Raw genomic sequence first — 19,023 nt, 5'->3', positions numbered from 1 at the left:
GGGGCGTCATCAGGGCTGCAACACCGACGACACCAGAAGCTGCGAATACGGGTGCTGCGGGTCGTCGAGAACCTGGTCGGTCAGCCCCTCCTCCACCACGCGCGAGCGGCGCATCACCATCAGCCGGTCGGCCAACAGGCGCGCCACCGCCAGGTCATGGGTGACGATCACCACCGCCAGATCCAGCTCGCGCACCAGGCCGCGCAGCAGGTCGAGCAGACGCGCCTGCACGGAGACATCCAGCCCGCCGGTCGGCTCGTCCATGAACACCAGACGCGGCGCGGAGACCAGGTTGCGGGCGATCTGCAGGCGCTGCTGCATGCCACCGGAGAAGGTACGCGGCAGGTCGTCGATGCGCGCCAGGTCGATTTCCACCTGATCCAGCCAGTGCAGCCCGGCGGCGCGCAGTTCGCCGTAGTGACGCACGCCCTGGGCCATCAGCCGCTCGCCGATGTTGGCGCCGGCCGATACCGCCATGCGCAGGCCGTCGCGCGGGTTCTGCTCGACGAAGCCCCACTCAGTACGCAGCAGGGTGCGCCGCTCGGCCTCGCTGGCGCTGTACAGGTCGAGCCACTGGCCGTCGCGGCTGCGGTAGCTCACCGTGCCGCGATCCGGCGGGCAGCGCCCGGAGAGCAGGCCGAGCAAGGTGGACTTGCCCGAACCGGACTCGCCGACGATACCCAGCACTTCGCCGGGATAGAGGTCGAAGCTCACCCCCTGGCAGCCCTTGTCCGGGCCGTACAGGCGGGTCAGGTCGCTTACCGAGAACAGCGGCTCAGGCGTTTGCTCGACAGGTTGCAGACGTTCGGCGGCGCTCATTGCAGGTTCTCCTCGCTGCGCTGGCGGCAGTAGTCGGTGTCGGAGCAGACGTAGCGCTTGCTGCCGGCGTCGTCGACGATCAGCTCGTCGAGGAAGGATTCCGTACTGCCACAGAAGGCGCAGCACTCGTCCCAGCGCTGCACGGCGAAGGGGTGATCCTCGAAGTCCAGGCTGACCACGCGGGTGTAGGGCGGTACCGCGTAGAGGCGCTTCTCGCGGCCGGCGCCGAACAGCATCAGCGCCGGGCTCATGTCCAGCTTGGGGTTGTCGAACTTGGGAATCGGCGATGGATCCATCACGTAGCGCTCGTCCACCGTCACCGGGTAGGCGTAGGCGGTGGCGATATGGCCGAAGGTGGCGATGTCCTCGTACAGCTTCACGTGCATCACACCGTAGTCTTCCAGCGCGTGCATGGTGCGCGTCTCGCTCTCGGACGGCTCGATGAAGCGCAGCGGCTCGGGGATGGGCACCTGGTAGACCATGATCTGTCCAGCGGCGAGCGGCGTTTCCGGGATGCGGTGGCGGGTCTGGATGACGCTGGCGTCCACCGTGCGCTCGGTGGTGGCCACACCGGCAGTACGGGCGAAGAAACGGCGGATCGACACGGCGTTGGTGGTGTCGTCGGCGCCCTGGTCGATCACCTTGAGCACGTCGTCCGCGCCGAGAATGGCGGCGGTCAGTTGCATGCCGCCAGTGCCCCAACCATAGGGCAGCGGCATCTCGCGGCCACCGAAAGGCACCTGGTAACCGGGGATGGCCACGGCCTTGAGCAGGCCGCGACGGATCATGCGTTTGGTCTGCTCGTCCAGGTAGGCGAAGTTGTAGGCCGACGCCTCGCGGGCGCCGCTTGCGATGGAAAGGTTCATCAGCGGTTCTCCTCTGCCGGCGCCTGGCGGCGCAGCTTGCGGATCAGTTCCAGTTCGGCCTGGAAGTCGACGTAGTGCGGCAATTTCAGGTGCGAGACGAAGCCGGCGGCCTCGACGTTGTCGCAGTGCATCAGCACGAATTCCTCCTCCTGCGCCGGGCCCTGCACCTCTTCGCCGTACTCGCCGGCACGCAGCGCGCGGTCGACCAGGGCCATGCCCATGGCCTTGCGCTCGGCATAACCGAAGGCCAGGCCGTAGCCGCGGGTGAACTGCGCCTGCTCGGCAGTCTCACCGACGAACTGGTTGACCATCTCGCACTCGGTCACCTCGATGTCGCCCAGCGGCACGGCGAAGCCCAGCTCGGCGGGGGTCATCCACACCTCGACGGTGCCGATGCGGATTTCCCCGGCGAAGGGGTGGTTACGTCCGTAACCGCGCTGGGTGGAATAGCCCAGCGCCAGGAGAAACCCTTCGTCGCCACGGGCCAGTGCCTGCAGGCGCTCGGCGCGGCTGGCGGGAAAGGCCAGCGGCTCGCGGGTGATATCCGGCACCGGCGCGCCGTCATCCACCTCACGGGCCATCAGGCCTTCGTCGGCAAGAAAATCCAGCACGCGCGGACACGGATTGGGCTCATCGACGACAGCCGCTTCCGGCGCCGGATAGTCGCCTTCGGCCAGCAGGGCGAAGTCCAGCAGGCGGTGGGTGTAGTCGAAGGTCGGGCCGAGCACCTGGCCACCGGGCAAGTCCTTGAAGGTGGCGGAAATGCGTCGTTCCACCTGCATGTTCGTGCTGTCCAGCGGTTCGCTGGCGCCGAAGCGCGGCAGCGTGGTGCGGTAAGCACGCAGGAGGAAGATGGCCTCCATCAGGTCACCGGCGGCCTGCTTGATGGCCAGCGCGGCTAGCTGTTCGTCGTACAGCGAGCCCTCGCTCATCACCCGGGCCACGGCCAGCGGTAGCTGCTGACGGATTTGCTCCACGCCCAGCTCGGCGATGGCGGTATCACCACGGCGACGGCTGGCCAGCAATCGATGGGCATTGTCGATGGCGCGTTCGCCACCCTTGACGGCGACATACATCAGGCAGCCTCCTCGGTTTCCAGCAGCACGCGGGTGCTGCGCGGCAGGCCGATGACTTCGCCGGCAGCGGCGAAGAAGCAGTCCAGGCCACGGGGAAAGGCGCTGCGCATCTCGCGCTGGCGCCAGAAGGTGGCTGGCAACGGCAGGTTGACGCTGCGCACATCCTTGATACCCGGGCCGCGCCAGCGCAGCGCCGAGCCGGCACGCAGGTCGTGTAGCTGAATCAGCAGCGTGCAGGACTGATCCGGGTAGCGCTCGCTGCCGTTGTCGAAGTCCGACAGGTCGGCCAGCTCAGTTTCGTCGAGCAGCGCGAACAGGGCGATCTCGCGCTCGGCGACGATCGGGCAACCACAGTGGAAAGCCAGGTTGGCGCGGATCAGCGGCGTGTCGAAGCGCGGCGCCAGCCATAGCGGCGTGTCGCTATCGAGAAAGGCCAGGCACAGACCATAGGTGGCCGGGGCCAGCTCACCCAAGGCATGGGCGCGATCCATGGCACGCGGCAAGCCCGGTTCGGCCAGGGCACCGAGGGCAGCGCGAAAGCTGACCTGGGCATCCAGCACCGGGTCGTCGAAAGCCGGTTGCAGCCAGTGCGAGCCGTGCGGCGTAGTCATCAATCCTCTCCTCTGACCAGGGTGAAGAACTCCACCTGGGTGGTGGCGCTGCGGGCGGCCCGAGCCAGGCGTCGTTCACGCTGCTGGCGGGCCAGGGGTTCGATCAGGTCATGCAGCCAGCGCGCCTGGTCGCTGCCCTGCAGATGGGCGTCGGCCAGGGCGGCCAGTTCGGCGCGGCGCTTGTCGCGGCCAGCCAGGTAGCTGTAGCCGGTACGGCCATCGGCCAGGCGCACCACGCAGCGGGTCACGGCCATCTCGCCGAGGTTGAAGGCGCTGCCGGTGCCGCCCATGCGTCCGCGCACCAGGGTCATGCCCACCTCGGGCGCGCGGATCAGTTGGTAGGCGCTGTCCTTGAGCGCCGCCTCGTGGGCATCCAGGGCGTCGCCGGCACGGGCCAGCACGCCCATCCAGCGCTGGCGCGCGGCGATGTTCGGGTCGGATTGCTTCATGCGGGTCTCCATCAGGTCGCAACCTGGTACTGGAAGCGGTCGGCGCGGCTGCTGGACTGCGCCAGCTCAACCGCCCGGCCATGGGAATCACGGGACAGGGTCAGCACGCTGAGCAGCGGCGCATGGCGCGGCATCAGCAGGTGCGCGGCCTCGTCACGGCTGGGCAGGCGCGCGCCGATCAGGCTGAAGGTACGCACCAGGGGCAGGTCGCGCGCGGCCAGGTACTGGCGCAGCGAGCCGCCTTGGTAGTCAGCCAGCAAGGGCGCCAGGCTGGCGCAGAAACGATGGCGGATCAGGCTCAGCGGCTGGCCGTCGAGCAGGCGCAGGGTGGCCAGTTCGATCAGCTCGCTGCCATCGGGCAGTTGCAGGTGGCGGCACTCCTCGCTGCTGGCCGTGCGTTTCAGGCGCTCGAGCAACTGCGCCTCGACGCGATAGCCCAGCGCCGACAGCGACTGACTGAAGGCACTGCCCGCCTCGACCGGATACAACAAGGGCCTGGCCAGCACCTGGGTGCCCTTGCCCTGGCGCCGCAGCAAATGGCCTTCGAGTACCAGCTCGTCCACCGCGCGGCGCAGGGTGTGGCGATTGACGCAAAAGCGCGCAGCCAGTTGCACCTCACCCGGCAGGTAATCGCCCGGGCTCATGCACTGCACTTCTTCGCGAAGCACGGCGGCCAGTTCGCGGTACAAGGGCTGATCTTGTCTAGACATGTCAATGCTCTAAAAAAGCACCCGCACAGTGTGTGAAAACTGCTGCGCTCGGCCATGCTGCGTTAAAAAACGGCTCAGAATGCTCATTTACAGCTCGTAAACTGCGCTTCTTCGCCGCTTTTTGCCTTGCCTGACCTTCGCTCGCTACGTTTTCACACGATGTGCGCAGGCGCCCCCGTCCTCTCAGATAAAGAGTTTGCGCAGTCGTTGTGACAGGATGTCGATGGCGCTCACCACCAGGATGATCACGATCAGCAAGGCGCAGGTCTGACCAAACTGGAAGCCGCGAATGGCTTCCCAGAGAATCACCCCGATGCCGCCGGCACCGACCATGCCGACCACGGTGGCCGAACGCACGTTGGACTCGAAGCGGTACAGCGAGTAGGAGATCCACAGCGGCAGCACCTGCGGGATGACGCCGAAGATCACCTCCTGCAGGGCGCTGGCGCCAGTAGCACGTACCCCTTCCACCGGCCCCGGATCGATGGCCTCCACCGCTTCGGCAAAGAGCTTGGCCAGCACTCCGGTGGTACTGATGAACAGCGCTAGCACGCCGGCGAAGGGCCCCAGCCCGACCGCGACGACGAAGAGCATGGCGAAGACCATTTCGTTGATCGAACGGCAGGCATCCATCACCCGCCGTACCGGCTGGTACACCCACCAGGGCACGATGTTCTCCGAGCAGAGGATGCCCAGCGGGATGGCGCAGAGAATGGCCAGCACCGTGCCCCACAGGGCGATCTGCACGGTGGTCACCATTTCCTTGAGATAATGCCGCCAGTCGCTGAAGTCCGGCGGGAAGAAGTCGGCGGCGAAGGTGGCCATGTTGCCGCCATCGCGCAGCAGGGCCAGCGGGTTCATTTCCGCGCCCTGCCAGGACCAGGCGAGCACGGCGAAAAACAGCCCCCAGCCGACCAGTTGCAGCCAGCTACGCTTGCTATCGACCGGGGTGGCGGTGGTCAGAGTGGTCATGGGTAAGTCTCGATGACGCCGTCGGAACGAGCCGCCCTGCCAAGAGCATGGCGGCTCTCGAAATCAGCCGGCGCTGGCGCCAGTGCTTTGCTCCAGTTCGGCCATGCGTTGCTGCAACTTGGCCAGCTCGGCATCCAGTTCCTTGAGCTGGGCCTGCTTGTCGGCGTCCTTGAGCGTGGTGTTGTTGGCCACTTCGGTGCGCTTCTTGAACAACTCGAGCTGGCGGATCGGCAGTAATTGGTCGTTGTCCGAAGCCTTGAACTGGCCCCATTGCAAACCGGCCAGCACCTTCTTCTGTTCCGGCGTGGCGCCGTAGGTCATGAAGAAGTTGCGCAGCTTGTCGCGGGTTTCCTGCGGCAGGTTCTTGCGCCAGACGATGGGATCCGACGGAATCAGCGGCGATTTCCAGATCACCTTGAGTTGCGCAGCCTTGTCCGGCGCGGTCACCTCCAGTCGCTCCATGCCTTCGCTGTTGAAGGTGCCGACGTCGACCTGCTTGTTGGCCACCGACAGGGCATTGACCTCGTGGCTGCCATTGAGCGAACGCTTGAAGATCTTGTTGGCGTCGACGTTGTTCTTGGCGAACACGTAATAGCCCGGTACCAGATAGCCGGAGGTGGAGTTCGGGTCACCGTTGGCGAAGGTCAGGTTGGCGGCATTCTTGAGCATGTCCTCGACCGAGTTGATCGGGCTGTCCTTGTGCGCCACCAGCAGGCTGTAGTAACCCTGGGCGCCGTTGGCCGCCACGGTCTGGGCGAAGATCTCGCCGCCAGCACGATCCACCGCTTCCATTGCCGCCTTGTTGCCGTACCAGGCCACGTCCACCTTGTCGAAGCGCATGCCCTGGATGATCCCGGCATAATCGGGGGCGAAGAAGGCGTTGATCTTGATCCCGGTCTGCTTGCTCATGTCGGCCAGGAAGGGATCCCACATCGTCTTGAGATTCTGCGAGGACTCGGTGGAGATGATGCCGAAGTTGAGTTCCTCGGCTGCCTGGGCCGAGCCCAGCAGGGAACCGGTGACGAGCACAGAGGCAGCCAGCACCTGGCCGATGCGTTTGAACATGGAGCACACTCCTGTTGCGGGTTGGCGGGGTTGGTTCGGATTAGGTGGCGGCGTCAGGCCTTGGCCAGCACCAGCGGGCGCGCAACGGCACGAGGGCGCCGCCCTTGCGGCAGCAGCAGGTCGATATCGAGGTCGCCGCCGTAGAGGTCGTTGAGGAACTCGGGGTTGAAGTCGGCGGTGGAGCCATCGAAATGGATGCGCCCATCCTTGAGTGCCACTGCACGCGGGCAATAGCGCACGGCGTAATCCACCTGATGCAGGGTCACCACCACGGTCTTGCCGTCACGGCGGTTGATGTCGGCGAGAATCTCCATGACCTTGCGCGCCGACTCCGGATCGAGCGAGGCGATCGGCTCATCGGCAAGAATCACCTCGGCTTGCTGACACAGTGCACGAGCGATGGCCACCCGTTGCTGCTGACCACCGGACAGGGTCGACGCGCGCTGAGCGGCAAACTGGGCCAGGCCAACCCGCTCCAGCGCCTGCATGGCGCGCTGCTTCTCCTGCGAGTTGAACAGGCCCAGGCTGCCACGCCAGCGCGGCATGCGCCCGAGACCGCCGAGCAACACGTTCTGCAGCACGCTGAGGCGCCCCACCAGATTGAACTGCTGAAAGATGTAGCCGATGTCGGCACGCTGGCGGCGCACCTCACCACTGAGCCGCCCCTCACTCTGCAGCAGGCGTCCGAGCACCTCGATACGACCGGCATCCCCACGCGTCAGGCCAGCCAGATGCCGCAGCAGGGTCGACTTGCCCGAGCCGGACGCACCGATCAGTGCCACCATTTCCCCCGGCTGTACCGACAGGGCCAGATCGAACAAGGCATGTTTGCGCCCGAAGGTCTTGTTCAGATGCTCGACTCGAATCGCTGCGCTCATGTGCCCTGGCCTCACAATCGTCGATAAATGTGATGGGCAGCACTCGACCGCCCACTGGTGTAGACCAAGGTAGGCGTAAGCTATGTCAGACCAGTGAACCGAAGGTGACCATTGAATGACGGGAGACTTGAACGTTTTGCTCTGCAGCGCGTCAAAGCGACATGGTTATGCTGAGCACTGCTCATTTCTGACAATCGGTGCTGGCATAAAGCCTTTACCTGGCCCACAATCGTCATGCAATTGGCGTCAAGGAACTGTTCAGGTGACCCTTGGGTCATAAAGACGCACAACGCGATACAGGTTGAACGGCTAGTGTCAAAGACAGTCGAATCCGGTGACAATCTCGACACTGACTGCCAGTATCGCTTCTTGAACTAACCGGTAATGTAAGCGCCCTATGAAACAGGCTACCTACTCCAGCCGCACGGCTGACAAATTCGTCGTTCGCTTGCCTGATGGTATGCGTGAGCGCATCGCTGACGTAGCACGCAACCATCACCGCAGCATGAACTCGGAAATCATTGCCCGCCTGGAGCAGAGCATGCTGCAGGAAGGTGCCTTGAGTGATGATCTCAACCTGAGCATCGACAGCCCAGAACTGTCGTTGCATGAACGCGAACTGCTGCAGCGCTTCCGTCAGTTATCGCGCCGCCAGCAGACCGCATTGGTCGCCCTGATCGCTCATGACGCGGAAATGGCCAGCGAGGAAGCCTGAAGCGGACGAGCCATGAAAAAACCGGCTTTCAAAGCCGGTTTTTTATTGCCTGCAAGAAGCCTGTCAGCCGACGAAACTGAGCAGCACCCCCGCCGCCACCGCCGAGCCGATCACCCCGGCCACGTTCGGCCCCATGGCGTGCATCAGCAGGAAGTTCTGCGGATTGGCCTCCAACCCTACCTTGTTCGACACCCGCGCCGCCATCGGCACCGCCGACACGCCCGCCGAGCCGATCAGCGGGTTGACCTTGTTGCTGCTGAACAGGTTCATCAGCTTGGCCATCAGCACCCCAGCCGCCGTACCGGCGCAGAACGCCAGCATGCCCAGCAACAGGATGCCCAGGGTCTTGAGCTGCAGGAAGGCTTCTGCCGACAGCTTCGAGCCCACGGTCAGGCCGAGAAAGATGGTGACGATATTGATCAGCGCGTTGCGCGAAGTATCGGCCAGACGCTCGACCACCCCGGCCTCGCGCAACAGGTTGCCGAGGGCGAACATACCGATCAGCGGCGCGGCATCGGGCAGCAGCAGACCGATGAGGATACACAGCACGATGGGGAAGACGATCTTCTCGGTCTGCCCCACCGGACGCAGTTGTTGCATGACGATGGCGCGTTCCTCCTTGGTAGTCAGCGCCCGCATGATCGGCGGTTGCAGCAGTGGCACCAGCGCCATGTAGGCATAGGCGGCAACGGCGATGGGGCCGAGCAGGTGTGGCGCCAACTTGGAGGTGACGAAGATCGAGGTCGGCCCGTCGGCCCCGCCGATGATGGCGATGGACGCCGCCTCCTTGAGCGTGAACTCCATACCGGGAATGCCCAGCGCGGTGATCGCCAGGGCGCCGAGCAGCGTACCGAAGATGCCGAACTGCGCAGCGGCGCCGAGCAACAAAGTCTTGGGGTTGGCGAGCATCGGGCCGAAGTCAGTCATGGCCCCAACGCCAAGGAAGATCAGCAGCGGGAAGATGCTGGTGGGCAGCCCCACTTCGTAGATCAGGTGCAGGAAACCCGCCCCTTCGGCCATGTTGGCCACCGGGATGTTCGACAGCAGGCCGCCGAAGCCGATGGGGATCAACAGCAGAGGCTCGAAGCCCTTCCTGATGGCCAGGTAGATCAGCAGCATGCACACCGCGATCATGAAGGCCTGGCCCGGCTCCAGGTGATACAGACCGGTGCTCTGCCAGAGCTTGAGCAGCTTGTCCATGATGCGCCCCTCAGCCGATGGTCAGCAGGCTGTCGCCCACTGCCACCGCATCACCGACCTTGACGTTGACGGCACCGATGGTGCCGGCCTTGAAGGCACGGATCTCGGTTTCCATCTTCATCGCCTCGAGGATGATCACCAGTTGCCCCTCCTCCACGGCCTGGCCTGGCTGCACCAGCACCTTGAAGATATTGCCGGCCAGCGGCGCCGCCTGCGGCTCACCGCCACCGGCCGCGACCGCGACCGCGGCCGCCGCGGGCGCGGCGCTCGAAGCAGCACCGATAGGCTTGATGCCCTCGATATCGCCACCTTCATTGACCTGCACGACGAAGGACTTGCCATTGACCTCGACGGTATAAACCTCCGGCTTGCCAGCCTCGCGGGCAGGTGCTTCCTGGCCGGTGGGCGCCGGCTCGAAGGCCGCCGGATTGCCACGGTTCTCGAGGAACTTCAGGCCGATCTGCGGGAACAGTGCGTAGGTCAGCACGTCGTCGATCTCGTCAGCGGCGAGCTTGATGCCCTTCTCCCGGGCGATGCCCCCGAGCTCGGCGGTGAGCTTGTCCATCTCGGCGTCCAGCAGGTCGGCCGGGCGGCAGGTGATGGCCTCGGCACCATCGAGCACGCGGGCCTGCAGCTCAGCATTGAAGGCTGCCGGAGCGGCGCCGTACTCGCCCTTGAGCACGCCGGCGGTTTCCTTGGTGATGGACTTATAGCGCTCGCCGGTAAGCACGTTGATCACCGCCTGGGTGCCGACGATCTGCGAGGTGGGTGTGACCAGCGGGATGAACCCCAGGTCTTCGCGCACGCGCGGAATCTCGGCCAGCACCTGGTCGAACTTGTCCTGGGCGCCCTGCTCCTTGAGCTGGCTTTCCATGTTGGTGAGCATACCGCCCGGCACCTGGGCAACCAGGATGCGCGAGTCGACGCCCTTGAGGTTGCCCTCAAACTTCGCGTACTTCTTGCGCACCTCGCGAAAGTACGCGGCGATTTCTTCCAGCAGCTCCAGGTTGAGTCCGGTGTCGCGGTCGGTGCCCTGGAACATGGCCACCACCGACTCGGTGGGCGAGTGGCCGTAGGTCATCGACAACGAGGAGATGGCGGTGTCGACATTGTCGATACCCGCCTCCACCGCCTTGAGGATGGCCACCGAGGACAGCCCCGCCGTGGCGTGGCACTGCATATGAATCGGGATAGCCAGGCTGGCCTTCAGGCGCGAGACCAGCTCGAACGCGGTGTAAGGGGTGAGGATGCCGGCCATGTCTTTGATGGCCACCGAGTCGGCGCCCATGTCCTCGATCTGCTTGGCCAGGTCGACCCACATCTCGAGGGTATGCACCGGGCTGGTGGTGTAGGAGATGGTGCCCTGGGCATGCTTGCCCTGCTGTTTGACGGCCTTGAGCGCGGTTTGCAGGTTGCGCGGATCGTTCATCGCATCGAACACGCGGAACACGTCAACGCCATTGATGGCCGCGCGCTCGACGAATTTTTCCACCACATCATCGGCGTAGTGGCGGTAGCCCAGCAGGTTCTGCCCACGCAGCAGCATCTGCTGGCGGGTGTTGGGCATGGCCTTCTTCAGCTCACGGATACGCTGCCAGGGGTCTTCACCCAGGTAACGAATGCAGGCATCGAAGGTGGCGCCCCCCCAGGACTCCACCGACCAGAAGCCAACCTGATCGAGCTTGGGCGCGATCGGCAGCATGTCCTCCAGACGCAGACGCGTCGCCAGGATCGACTGATGGGCGTCACGTAACACCACATCGGTAATGCCGAGTGCTTGTTTTACGGCAGTCATACAGGTGCTCCCTCTGTACCTGAATCAACCACGACGGGCGCGGTGCTGGGCAATGGCGGATTGGATGGCGGCCAGCGTGTCCGCGTCCGGCACAGGATTGGCCGGCCGGGCACTGGGCACTGCAGAAGCAGCGGCGGGATTGGCGGCGGGCGACGCGAAGGTCGCGATAAGGCGTGACATCAGGCTGACCACCACGACCAGCATGATCAGAAAGACGAACACGAAACCCATGCCGAACAGCATGAGTTCGACACCCTCGAGCAACAGTTCACTGGGGGTCATCTTGGCTCCTTTGGCCAGCAGCTTGGTGGCTGCATTCATTATTGATCAGGAGCACCCAGGGTCAGCGCCTGGGCAAAGCTGCCGAACCTTAGCCTGAAACGAGCGTTTGAAGCAAACGCCAGAGAGGTCTGCGTAGTGTCCACTACCCAAGAAGGAGGCAGGCTCTATGGCGGCGCTCAGGAGACCGAGCGCACTGTGGTATCGACCGCTGGCGCCAGGGCGAGAAGCTGTTTGAAATGGCGCGTTTCATCACCAGGCGTGCGCCCGAACAGACGCTTGAACTCACGACTGAACTGCGACGGGCTCTCATAGCCAACGCGCTGCGCCGCACTGATCGCGCTCATGTCGCTGCGAATCATCAGCAGGCGCGCCTGATGCAAGCGTATGGCCTTGAGGTACTGCAGCGGCGAGCGACTGGTCATCGCCTTGAAATGCACATGAAAGGCCGGCACGCTCATGCTGGCGATTTCGGCCAGCGCAGGCACATCGAGCGATTCCTGATAATCGCGGTGAATGCGCTGCAGAACGCGCGCGATGCGGCCAAAATGGCTGTTCTGTGCCAAGGTCGCGCGCAGACCACTACCCTGCTCGCCCTGCAGCACGCGAAAGACGATCTCGCGCACGATCGATGGCCCGAGCAGACGCACCTCATCCGGGTCGGCCAACGCCTCCAGCAGGCGCAGTGTCGCGTCGCTCAGGCGTGCATCCATCGGGCTGGAATACAGCATTGCCGGCGTATTGGACGGGGGCTCGTCCAGATCCATCACCAGTTCGGCCACCAGCAGCGGATCGACCCGGAGCGCCACCCCCAGCATGGGCTCCTCGGCAGTCGCCTCGGTTTCGATGGAGAACGGCAAAGGCAGCGCCAGCACCAGATAGTGCTGCGCATCGTAGACGTAGAGATTGCCGTCGTGCAGCCCGCGCTTGCGCCCTTGAATCACGATCACGATGCTCGGCTCGTACAACGCCGGCGTCACCGGTAGCGGCCGGTCGGAACGCATGTAGGTGACGCCATCGAGCTGCGCCGCGGTATAGCCCTCCTCCGGGGCCAGGCGCAGCATCAACTCGACCATGCGCTGCTTCATGCTCTCGGAACTCGCATGCATGCCTCAGACACTCGCTCGTGATGAATACCGGCACATTGTAGAGAGCGCTCAATAGGAATAGGCAATATCGAAAGAGTAACGAGACTTAGCAGACGCCCTACCCCTGCCTAGCATGAAGGCTCCATAACGCAACGGAGACCGACATGAGCAAAGTCATCCTCATCACCGGCGCCAGCAGCGGCATCGGCGAAGCCATTGCCAGACACCTCGCCAGCCTGGGCCATCAGGTGGTACTCGGCGCCCGACGCATCGAACGCCTGCAGATACTCGTGCAAGAGCTGCAGGCACAAGGTCTGAGGGCGTCCTGCCGAGCTCTCGACGTCAGCCAGTTGGATGACATGCAGGCCTTCGTCGAATATGCCGAGGCCCACCACGGCCCTGTCGACGTCATCGTCAACAACGCCGGGATCATGCCGCTATCACCGCTCAACGCGCTGAAGGTGGACGAGTGGAACCGCATGCTCGACGTCAATGTACGGGGCGTGCTGCATGGCATCGCCGCCGTGCTGCCGGGCATGGAAGCACGCGGGCACGGCCAGGTGATCAACATTGCCTCCATCGGTGCACACGCCGTATCCCCCACTGCTGCGGTGTACTGCGCCACAAAGTACGCGGTCTGGGCCATATCCGAGGGCCTGCGCCAGGAGAGCGAGCGCATCCGCGTCACCACCATCTGCCCCGGCGTGGTCGAGTCCGAGCTGGCCGACAGCATCACCGACGCCAGTGCCCGCGATGCGATGAAGGCTTTCCGCCGTATCGCCATCACCCCGGACGCCATTGCCCGCGCGGTGGCCTATGCAGTCGAACAGCCCGACGACGTCGACGTCAGCGAAGTCATCGTGCGCCCCACCGCCAGCCCCCATTGATGGAGAACACCATGTCAGCGAAGAACACCGTCGCGACACTGCTAATCAGCAGTGCCTTGCTACCCAGCGCGGCAATGGCGCAATCCGAGAACCCGCATCCTTACGTAGGCATGTGGGTAACAGACGACGGTCATGTCCGCCATGAGCTGTTGGCCAATGGCCGTTATGACGAGGCACGCGGCAATCGCGAAAGCGCCTACCAGGGCAACTACCGTGTCATCGGCAACCATATCGACTACTTCGACGACACCGGTTTTACCGCCGATGGTGAATTCATCAACGACGTGCTCTACCACGGCGGCATGGTACTGCGCCGCAAAAGCAACCCAATTGACGAATAACGTTATCCGTCAGCCAAGGAAAAAAGCCCATGAACATGCACAAGATCATCGCCGTATTGCTACTGAGCGCATCCCTCTGCCTCCCGGCCTGGGCAACTGACAACACCGCGGCCAATCAGGCCCTGATTCAGAAAGCCTTCGATGATTGGCGCGCAGGTCAAGGCGGCATCTTCCAGTTGCTGGCCGATGATGCCGTCTGGGTCGTGGCCGGCAGCAGCCCGTACTCCGGGACTTACCCCACGCGAGAGGCGTTCATGGAAGATGCAGTCAAACCCATCACTGACAAACTGGCCACGCCCATCGTGCCCACCGTCCGCCAGATCGTGGCGCAAGGGCCTTACGTGGTCGTACACTGGGATGGCCAGGCGACCGCCAAGGACGGCAGCCGCTACGAGAACAGCTACTCCTGGCACATGCAGTTGGAAAATGGCCGGATCACACGGGTCACGGCCTTTCTCGATACCTGGCGGCTGGTCGAGCTGATGAACTGATTACAACAGGAAGATCGTGGCCAATCCGAGGAAAATGAAGAAGCCGCCGCTGTCAGTCATGGCGGTGATCATCACGCTGGCCCCCATGGCCGGGTCGCGCCCCAGGCGCGCCAGGGTCATGGGGATCAGCACTCCCATCAGCGCCGCCAGCAGCAGGTTGAGGGTCATCGCTGCGGTCATCACCACACCCAGCGACCAGCTACCGTAGAGGCCATAGGCAACGGCGCCGATCACCCCACCCCAGAGAATGCCGTTGATCAGGGACACCCCCAATTCCTTGCGCAGCAGGCGTTTGGTATTGCCGGTGCTGACCTGATCCAGTGCCATGGCGCGGACGATCATGGTGATGGTCTGGTTGCCGGAGTTGCCACCGATACCGGCGACGATGGGCATCAGCGCCGCCAGCGCCACCAGCTTCTCGATCGAGCCCTCGAACAGACCGATTACCCGCGAAGCAACGAAAGCCGTGACCAGGTTGATCGCCAGCCACGCCCAACGGTTACGCACCGACTTCCACACCGAGGCGAAGATGTCCTCCTCCTCACGCAGACCGGCCATGTTCAGCACTTCGCTTTCGCTTTCCTCACGGATCAGGTCGACCATCTCATCGATGGTCAGACGGCCGATCAGCTTGCCGTTCTTGTCCACCACGGGAGCGGAAATCAGGTCATAACGCTCGAAAGCCTGGGCCGCGTCGTAGCCGTCCTCGTCGGGATGGAAACTCACCGGATCGTCGGCCATCACCTCGCCGACCTGCTTCTCCGGATCGTTGACCAGCAGCCGCTTGATCGGCAACACGCCCTTGAGCACACCGTCGTAGTCGACCACGAACAGCTTGTCGGTATGCCCTGGCAGCTCCTTGAGGCGGCGCAGGTAGCGCAGCACCACTTCCAGGCTGACGTCCTCGCGGATGGTGACCATCTCGAAGTCCATCAGCGCGCCTACCTGATCCTCTTCGTAGGACAGGGCCGAACGCACGCGCTCGCGCTGCTGGGCATCGAGCGTCTCCATCAGTTCGTGAACGACGTCGCGCGGCAGTTCCGGCGCCAGATCGGCCAGTTCATCGGCATCCATGTCCTTGGCGGCCGCAAGAATCTCGTGATCGTCCATGTCGGCGATCAGGGTTTCGCGCACCGCGTCGGACACTTCCAGCAGGATGTCGCCGTCGCGCTCGGCCTTGACCAGTTGCCAGACGGTCAGACGGTCGTCCAGCGGCAAGGCTTCGAGGATGTGGGCGATGTCGGCGGGGTGCACATCGTCGAGCTTGCGTTGCAGCTCGGCGAGATTCTGCCGGTGTACCAGGCTCTCGACCCGGTCTCTGTGCTGGCCTTCCTGACGATGGGTCAGGTCTTCCACCAGCTTGTGCCGATGCAGCAGTTCGATCACCTGGGCCAGGCGATCCTGCAGGCTCTCTTGCGGCTTCTTGGCTTCTACTTCGGTCATGGCGCGCTCCACCCCCAGTTGGCGGGCACGCCAAAGGGGATCAATCAGGTCTTACACGATTGTTCGAGGGGAGTATTGAGTAACTACTGGGTAAGTCCATGGTGGTATTCCACAAGCCCCGGCGGGGCTGACACGGCAAATGATAACACCGCAAAACAGCTTTGTACGTGACAAAAGCGCGGCAAGAACAATTGCTTGCGCTACAAACTTCGATCTCGCATGAAAACTTGGCTATGCGACGCCGGCCACCTCCGCCAGGACACCTTGGTAAGAGCGAAAAAACGGTTTAGGCTGAAACAGGTAAACGTCACGGAGGACGACTCATGCGCGGATCGCACCTTGCAGCGCTACTGGCCGCTGCGCTTCTCTCCCCTATTCAAGACAGCTCGGCGACCAGCGTGTTCCGCTGCGTGGACGCCGGCGGCCATGTCACCTTCACCCTCCATGGCTGCGAGAGCGACCAGCAACAGCACCTGCAGGAGGCGCAAAACCTCACTCCCAGCAGCGGCAAGGCGATTCCACTGGCAGATCCCTCTCGTCACTCCGGACGCAAACATGCCAATTCACCGGAGGTGGTGACAGTCGGCCAACAGGACGACGGCTGCGGCAATCTGCTGACAAGCCGTGAAAAACGCCAGGCGATCATCCGCAAGGAGGTTCGCCCAGGCATGAGTCTGGCCGATGTGGAAAGCAGCCTGGGCAAGCCGGACAGGATCACCCGCCATAACGGCAGGCAGCGTTATCACTACGATGACAAGCGCGGCAACCGCCAGCAGGTCAACTTCGACGCGTCTGGCTGCGTGAAGAAATAGCACACAAAGAAAAAGGGCCTGCAGTGATGCAGGCCCTTTTGGGTATGGCGGACTCAGGAGGATTCGAACCTCCGACCGCTCGGTTCGTAGCCGAGTACTCTATCCAGCTGAGCTATGAGTCCATTAAAGATCACCCGAATGCCAACAAGCTTTCATGCGACCTTTATGGTGTTTTTAGACCAGACCACCACTGGTTGAAGCAAAATGGCTTGCATCGCTGCAACGCCATTGAATATGGCGGACTCAGGAGGATTCGAACCTCCGACCGCTCGGTTCGTAGCCGAGTACTCTATCCAGCTGAGCTATGAGTCCGTTGAAGATCACTCGAAAGCTACGCTTTCATGCGACCTTGATGGTGGTTTTAGGCCAGATCACCACTGGTTGAAACAAAATGGCTTGCAGCGATGCAAGCCATTTGAATATGGCGGACTCAGGAGGATTCGAACCTCCGACCGCTCGGTTCGTAGCCGAGTACTCTATCCAGCTGAGCTATGAGTCCGTTACAGATCACTCGAAAGCTACTGCGCTTGGTTATGCTTCGTTGAAACCGAACTCAGAATGCTCATTTAGAAAACTAAACTGCGCTTCTTCGCTCGCTTTCGCCTCGCCTACCCTTCGCTCGCTACGCTTTCGCGAGATCTTTGGTGCTTTTATACCAGATCACCTCTGGTTGATTCGCCAGCCTGGCAACCGCCCGGCTCGCTGAATAATGGCGGAGAAGGGGGGATTCGAACCCCCGACACCCTTTTGAGGTGTACTCCCTTAGCAGGGGAGCGCCTTCGGCCACTCGGCCACCTCTCCGCAACACGGGGCGCATGATAACCATGTTTTCCCCGTTTGCAAACAAAAATTTGTAGAAAAATTAGTGGCTTGGTTCGTCACCCTTCTCTTTCTGGATGCGTTGGTAGATTTCCTCACGGTGCACGGCAACCTCTTTCGGCGCATTGACACCAATGCGCACCTGGTTACCTTTCACACCCAACACGGTGACAGTCACATCATCACCAACCATCAGGGTCTCTCCAACCCGGCGAGTCAGAATCAGCATTCCTTTCTCCTCACGAATTACATTTCAGGACAACACGTCTGCAAAAAGAAAAATGGTGTCGGCTTCCTGCTCATTCAAGCCAGCAAGCGTCTACCCAAGTATTGACCAGCTCGCGTAGAAATAAAGTTCCCGCGTACCAGTCAAAAAGACGAAAGGCGCGGAACCAGCCGCGCCTTTCGGATCGATGCATCAGTCACCCTGTCGAGCCGGGGCGTCGAGCTCGAAAGCCGTGTGCAGGGCACGCACGGCCAGTTCCAGGTATTTTTCCTCGATGACCACGGATACCTTGATCTCGGAGGTGGAGATCATCTGGATGTTGATGGTCTCCTTGGCCAGGGCCTCGAACATGCGGCTGGCGACACCGGCATGGGAGCGCATGCCGACACCGACGATGGACACCTTGGCGATATTGGTGTCCCCCACCACTTCACGGGCGCCCAGTTCGTCAGCGGTCTTCTGCAACACGCTCAGGGCGTTGTTGTAGTCGTTGCGGTGCACGGTGAAGGTGAAGTCGGTGGTGTTATCGTGCGAAACGTTCTGCACGATCATGTCCACTTCGATGTTGGCGGCGCTGATCGGGCCGAGAATCTTGAAGGCGATGCCGGGGATATCCGGTACCCCACGGATGGTCAGCTTGGCTTCGTCGCGATTGAAAGCGATGCCGGAAATGATCGGCTGTTCCATGGATTCCTCTTCATCAAGGGTAATGAGGGTGCCCGGCCCCTCCTGGAAGCTGTGCAGGACGCGCAGCGGGACATTGTACTTGCCGGCGAATTCCACCGAGCGGATCTGCAGCACCTTGGAGCCGAGGCTGGCCATTTCCAGCATTTCCTCGAAGGTGATCTTCTCCAGACGCTGGGCCTTGGGCACCACGCGCGGGTCGGTGGTGTAGACGCCATCGACATCGGTGTAGATCTGGCACTCATCGGCCTTCAACGCCGCCGCCAGGGCCACGCCGGTGGTGTCGGAACCGCCACGCCCCAGGGTGGTGATGCTGCCGTGCTCGTCGACGCCCTGGAAGCCGGCGACGACGACGACACGCCCGGCCTTGAGGTCGGTACGAATCTTCTGATCATCGATCTGCAGAATACGCGCCTTGTTGTAGGCGCTGTCGGTGAGGATGCGCACCTGGTTGCCGGTGTAGGACACCGCCGGCACTCCGCGCTTGATCAGCGCCATGGCCAGCAGGGCGATGGTCACCTGCTCACCGGTGGACACCATCACATCCAGCTCACGCGGTACCGGCTCGCCGTCGGTGATCTGCTTGGCAAGATCGATCAGACGGTTGGTCTCGCCACTCATGGCGGACACCACGACGACGATGTCGTCACCTTTCTCGCGGAACTTCTTTACCTTCTCGGCCACCTGCTGGATACGCTCGACGGTGCCGACGGAGGTGCCCCCAAACTTCTGTACGATCAAAGCCATTTCAAAAAGCCGCCTGATTCCTCGAAGGGCGCCCATTAAACCCGCATCGG

The 19,023-nt window shown here is 62.8% G+C and carries 21 protein-coding genes and 4 tRNA genes; 5 read left to right on the top strand and 20 right to left on the bottom strand.

Annotation, left to right across the window (positions count from 1 at the left end; genetic code table 11):
* Window positions 1-9 precede the first annotated feature (9 nt).
* The 9 genes from phnK to phnC all read right to left on the bottom strand — a co-directional run bounded on the left by phnK (window position 10) and on the right by phnC (window position 7,446).
* Window positions 10-819 carry a phosphonate C-P lyase system protein PhnK gene (gene phnK / locus OU800_RS09815; RefSeq protein WP_268183327.1) on the bottom strand — a complete coding sequence of 270 codons (810 nt, stop codon included), beginning with the start codon at window positions 817-819 and terminating at the stop codon, window positions 10-12.
* Window positions 816-1,685 (bottom strand): alpha-D-ribose 1-methylphosphonate 5-phosphate C-P-lyase PhnJ, encoded by an 870-nt coding sequence (locus OU800_RS09810; protein WP_268183325.1) that lies wholly within the window; start codon window positions 1,683-1,685, stop codon window positions 816-818. Before OU800_RS09810 ends, phnK begins: the two co-directional genes overlap by 4 nt.
* A complete protein-coding gene (locus OU800_RS09805; RefSeq protein ID WP_268183324.1) occupies window positions 1,685-2,761 on the bottom strand; it encodes a carbon-phosphorus lyase complex subunit PhnI in 1,077 nt (358 codons plus the stop codon). Before OU800_RS09805 ends, OU800_RS09810 begins: the two co-directional genes overlap by 1 nt.
* Complete coding sequence (gene phnH, locus OU800_RS09800; RefSeq protein ID WP_268183323.1) at window positions 2,761-3,372, bottom strand: phosphonate C-P lyase system protein PhnH; 612 nt, start codon at window positions 3,370-3,372, stop codon at window positions 2,761-2,763. Before phnH ends, OU800_RS09805 begins: the two co-directional genes overlap by 1 nt.
* Window positions 3,372-3,821: a phosphonate C-P lyase system protein PhnG gene (gene phnG / locus OU800_RS09795; protein ID WP_268183320.1), complete on the bottom strand. Its 450-nt coding sequence runs from the start codon at window positions 3,819-3,821 to the stop codon at window positions 3,372-3,374. Before phnG ends, phnH begins: the two co-directional genes overlap by 1 nt.
* An 11-nt stretch (window positions 3,822-3,832) precedes the next feature.
* Entirely contained in the window at window positions 3,833-4,531 is a 699-nt protein-coding gene (phnF, locus tag OU800_RS09790; protein ID WP_277372123.1) for a phosphonate metabolism transcriptional regulator PhnF, read from the bottom strand.
* A gap of 183 nt (window positions 4,532-4,714) precedes the next feature.
* Window positions 4,715-5,503 carry a phosphonate ABC transporter, permease protein PhnE gene (phnE, locus tag OU800_RS09785; RefSeq protein ID WP_268183318.1) on the bottom strand — a complete coding sequence of 263 codons (789 nt, stop codon included), beginning with the start codon at window positions 5,501-5,503 and terminating at the stop codon, window positions 4,715-4,717.
* 63 nt (window positions 5,504-5,566) lie between these two features.
* On the bottom strand, window positions 5,567-6,568 hold the full coding sequence (phnD, locus tag OU800_RS09780) for a phosphonate ABC transporter substrate-binding protein (RefSeq protein ID WP_268183316.1): 1,002 nt from the start codon (window positions 6,566-6,568) through the stop codon (window positions 5,567-5,569).
* 53 nt (window positions 6,569-6,621) lie between these two features.
* Window positions 6,622-7,446 (bottom strand): phosphonate ABC transporter ATP-binding protein, encoded by an 825-nt coding sequence (gene phnC / locus OU800_RS09775; protein ID WP_268183315.1) that lies wholly within the window; start codon window positions 7,444-7,446, stop codon window positions 6,622-6,624.
* 397 nt (window positions 7,447-7,843) lie between these two features.
* Here phnC and OU800_RS09770 point away from each other — a divergent pair, with 397 nt between their 5' ends.
* Window positions 7,844-8,161, top strand: coding sequence for an Arc family DNA-binding protein (locus OU800_RS09770; protein WP_268183312.1), 318 nt, complete (start codon window positions 7,844-7,846; stop codon window positions 8,159-8,161).
* A gap of 63 nt (window positions 8,162-8,224) precedes the next feature.
* Here the strand turns inward: OU800_RS09770 and OU800_RS09765 are convergent, their stop codons facing one another.
* The 4 genes from OU800_RS09765 to OU800_RS09750 all read right to left on the bottom strand — a co-directional run bounded on the left by OU800_RS09765 (window position 8,225) and on the right by OU800_RS09750 (window position 12,511).
* Window positions 8,225-9,361, bottom strand: a complete 1,137-nt coding sequence (locus tag OU800_RS09765) for a sodium ion-translocating decarboxylase subunit beta (RefSeq protein ID WP_268183310.1) — start codon at window positions 9,359-9,361, stop codon at window positions 8,225-8,227.
* Between the two features lie 10 nt (window positions 9,362-9,371).
* Window positions 9,372-11,156: a sodium-extruding oxaloacetate decarboxylase subunit alpha gene (gene oadA, locus OU800_RS09760; protein WP_268183307.1), complete on the bottom strand. Its 1,785-nt coding sequence runs from the start codon at window positions 11,154-11,156 to the stop codon at window positions 9,372-9,374.
* A gap of 24 nt (window positions 11,157-11,180) precedes the next feature.
* Window positions 11,181-11,438 carry an OadG family protein gene (locus OU800_RS09755; RefSeq protein ID WP_268184261.1) on the bottom strand — a complete coding sequence of 86 codons (258 nt, stop codon included), beginning with the start codon at window positions 11,436-11,438 and terminating at the stop codon, window positions 11,181-11,183.
* A 176-nt stretch (window positions 11,439-11,614) separates the two neighbouring features.
* Window positions 11,615-12,511, bottom strand: coding sequence for an AraC family transcriptional regulator N-terminal domain-containing protein (locus tag OU800_RS09750; RefSeq protein WP_442964770.1), 897 nt, complete (start codon window positions 12,509-12,511; stop codon window positions 11,615-11,617).
* A gap of 176 nt (window positions 12,512-12,687) precedes the next feature.
* On the opposite strand from OU800_RS09750, the gene OU800_RS09745 reads away from it, so the two are divergent.
* From OU800_RS09745 to OU800_RS09735, 3 genes are read left to right on the top strand one after another with little or no spacing between them, the layout of a single operon-like run.
* Window positions 12,688-13,410, top strand: a complete 723-nt coding sequence (locus OU800_RS09745) for an SDR family oxidoreductase (RefSeq protein ID WP_268183302.1) — start codon at window positions 12,688-12,690, stop codon at window positions 13,408-13,410.
* A gap of 11 nt (window positions 13,411-13,421) precedes the next feature.
* Complete coding sequence (locus tag OU800_RS09740) at window positions 13,422-13,751, top strand: Atu4866 domain-containing protein (protein ID WP_268183301.1); 330 nt, start codon at window positions 13,422-13,424, stop codon at window positions 13,749-13,751.
* 29 nt (window positions 13,752-13,780) lie between these two features.
* On the top strand, window positions 13,781-14,242 hold the full coding sequence (locus OU800_RS09735; RefSeq protein WP_268183299.1) for a nuclear transport factor 2 family protein: 462 nt from the start codon (window positions 13,781-13,783) through the stop codon (window positions 14,240-14,242).
* Here OU800_RS09735 and mgtE read toward each other — a convergent pair whose 3' ends face one another.
* Window positions 14,243-15,685: a magnesium transporter gene (gene mgtE / locus OU800_RS09730; protein ID WP_268183297.1), complete on the bottom strand. Its 1,443-nt coding sequence runs from the start codon at window positions 15,683-15,685 to the stop codon at window positions 14,243-14,245.
* A 323-nt stretch (window positions 15,686-16,008) separates the two neighbouring features.
* Here mgtE and OU800_RS09725 point away from each other — a divergent pair, with 323 nt between their 5' ends.
* Complete coding sequence (locus OU800_RS09725; protein ID WP_268183295.1) at window positions 16,009-16,497, top strand: DUF4124 domain-containing protein; 489 nt, start codon at window positions 16,009-16,011, stop codon at window positions 16,495-16,497.
* 45 nt (window positions 16,498-16,542) lie between these two features.
* On the opposite strand, the gene OU800_RS09720 is transcribed toward OU800_RS09725, so the two are convergent.
* From OU800_RS09720 to OU800_RS09695, 6 genes are all read right to left on the bottom strand, one after another.
* Window positions 16,543-16,619, bottom strand: a tRNA-Arg gene (locus OU800_RS09720).
* Between the two features lie 113 nt (window positions 16,620-16,732).
* Window positions 16,733-16,809, bottom strand: a tRNA-Arg gene (locus tag OU800_RS09715).
* 110 nt (window positions 16,810-16,919) lie between these two features.
* A tRNA-Arg gene (locus OU800_RS09710) sits at window positions 16,920-16,996 on the bottom strand.
* Between the two features lie 211 nt (window positions 16,997-17,207).
* A tRNA-Ser gene (locus tag OU800_RS09705) sits at window positions 17,208-17,298 on the bottom strand.
* Window positions 17,299-17,359: 61 nt separating this feature from the next.
* Complete coding sequence (gene csrA, locus OU800_RS09700) at window positions 17,360-17,545, bottom strand: carbon storage regulator CsrA (RefSeq protein ID WP_003244478.1); 186 nt, start codon at window positions 17,543-17,545, stop codon at window positions 17,360-17,362.
* A 189-nt stretch (window positions 17,546-17,734) separates the two neighbouring features.
* A complete protein-coding gene (locus OU800_RS09695; RefSeq protein ID WP_268183293.1) occupies window positions 17,735-18,973 on the bottom strand; it encodes an aspartate kinase in 1,239 nt (412 codons plus the stop codon).
* Between the last annotated feature and the right edge of the window lie 50 nt (window positions 18,974-19,023).

Origin of the sequence: Pseudomonas sp. GOM7, from assembly GCF_026723825.1 — a bacterium.
Taxonomy (GTDB): Bacteria; Pseudomonadota; Gammaproteobacteria; order Pseudomonadales; family Pseudomonadaceae; genus Aquipseudomonas.
This window is presented reverse-complemented; position numbering and strand designations above follow the sequence as displayed.

Coding starts and splice junctions, on each gene's coding strand:
- OU800_RS09750 (WP_442964770.1), bottom strand. CDS start 12,511: ATGGTCGAGTTGATGCTGCGCCTGGCCCCGGAGGAGGGCTATACCGCG.
- phnC (WP_268183315.1), bottom strand. CDS start 7,446: ATGAGCGCAGCGATTCGAGTCGAGCATCTGAACAAGACCTTCGGGCGC.
- OU800_RS09740 (WP_268183301.1), top strand. CDS start 13,422: ATGTCAGCGAAGAACACCGTCGCGACACTGCTAATCAGCAGTGCCTTG.
- oadA (WP_268183307.1), bottom strand. CDS start 11,156: ATGACTGCCGTAAAACAAGCACTCGGCATTACCGATGTGGTGTTACGT.
- mgtE (WP_268183297.1), bottom strand. CDS start 15,685: ATGACCGAAGTAGAAGCCAAGAAGCCGCAAGAGAGCCTGCAGGATCGC.
- phnK (WP_268183327.1), bottom strand. CDS start 819: ATGAGCGCCGCCGAACGTCTGCAACCTGTCGAGCAAACGCCTGAGCCG.
- OU800_RS09770 (WP_268183312.1), top strand. CDS start 7,844: ATGAAACAGGCTACCTACTCCAGCCGCACGGCTGACAAATTCGTCGTT.
- csrA (WP_003244478.1), bottom strand. CDS start 17,545: ATGCTGATTCTGACTCGCCGGGTTGGAGAGACCCTGATGGTTGGTGAT.
- phnF (WP_277372123.1), bottom strand. CDS start 4,531: ATGTCTAGACAAGATCAGCCCTTGTACCGCGAACTGGCCGCCGTGCTT.
- OU800_RS09810 (WP_268183325.1), bottom strand. CDS start 1,685: ATGAACCTTTCCATCGCAAGCGGCGCCCGCGAGGCGTCGGCCTACAAC.
- OU800_RS09725 (WP_268183295.1), top strand. CDS start 16,009: ATGCGCGGATCGCACCTTGCAGCGCTACTGGCCGCTGCGCTTCTCTCC.
- OU800_RS09755 (WP_268184261.1), bottom strand. CDS start 11,438: ATGACCCCCAGTGAACTGTTGCTCGAGGGTGTCGAACTCATGCTGTTC.
- OU800_RS09765 (WP_268183310.1), bottom strand. CDS start 9,361: ATGGACAAGCTGCTCAAGCTCTGGCAGAGCACCGGTCTGTATCACCTG.
- phnE (WP_268183318.1), bottom strand. CDS start 5,503: ATGACCACTCTGACCACCGCCACCCCGGTCGATAGCAAGCGTAGCTGG.
- OU800_RS09695 (WP_268183293.1), bottom strand. CDS start 18,973: ATGGCTTTGATCGTACAGAAGTTTGGGGGCACCTCCGTCGGCACCGTC.
- phnG (WP_268183320.1), bottom strand. CDS start 3,821: ATGAAGCAATCCGACCCGAACATCGCCGCGCGCCAGCGCTGGATGGGC.
- phnD (WP_268183316.1), bottom strand. CDS start 6,568: ATGTTCAAACGCATCGGCCAGGTGCTGGCTGCCTCTGTGCTCGTCACC.
- phnH (WP_268183323.1), bottom strand. CDS start 3,372: ATGACTACGCCGCACGGCTCGCACTGGCTGCAACCGGCTTTCGACGAC.
- OU800_RS09735 (WP_268183299.1), top strand. CDS start 13,781: ATGAACATGCACAAGATCATCGCCGTATTGCTACTGAGCGCATCCCTC.
- OU800_RS09805 (WP_268183324.1), bottom strand. CDS start 2,761: ATGTATGTCGCCGTCAAGGGTGGCGAACGCGCCATCGACAATGCCCAT.
- OU800_RS09745 (WP_268183302.1), top strand. CDS start 12,688: ATGAGCAAAGTCATCCTCATCACCGGCGCCAGCAGCGGCATCGGCGAA.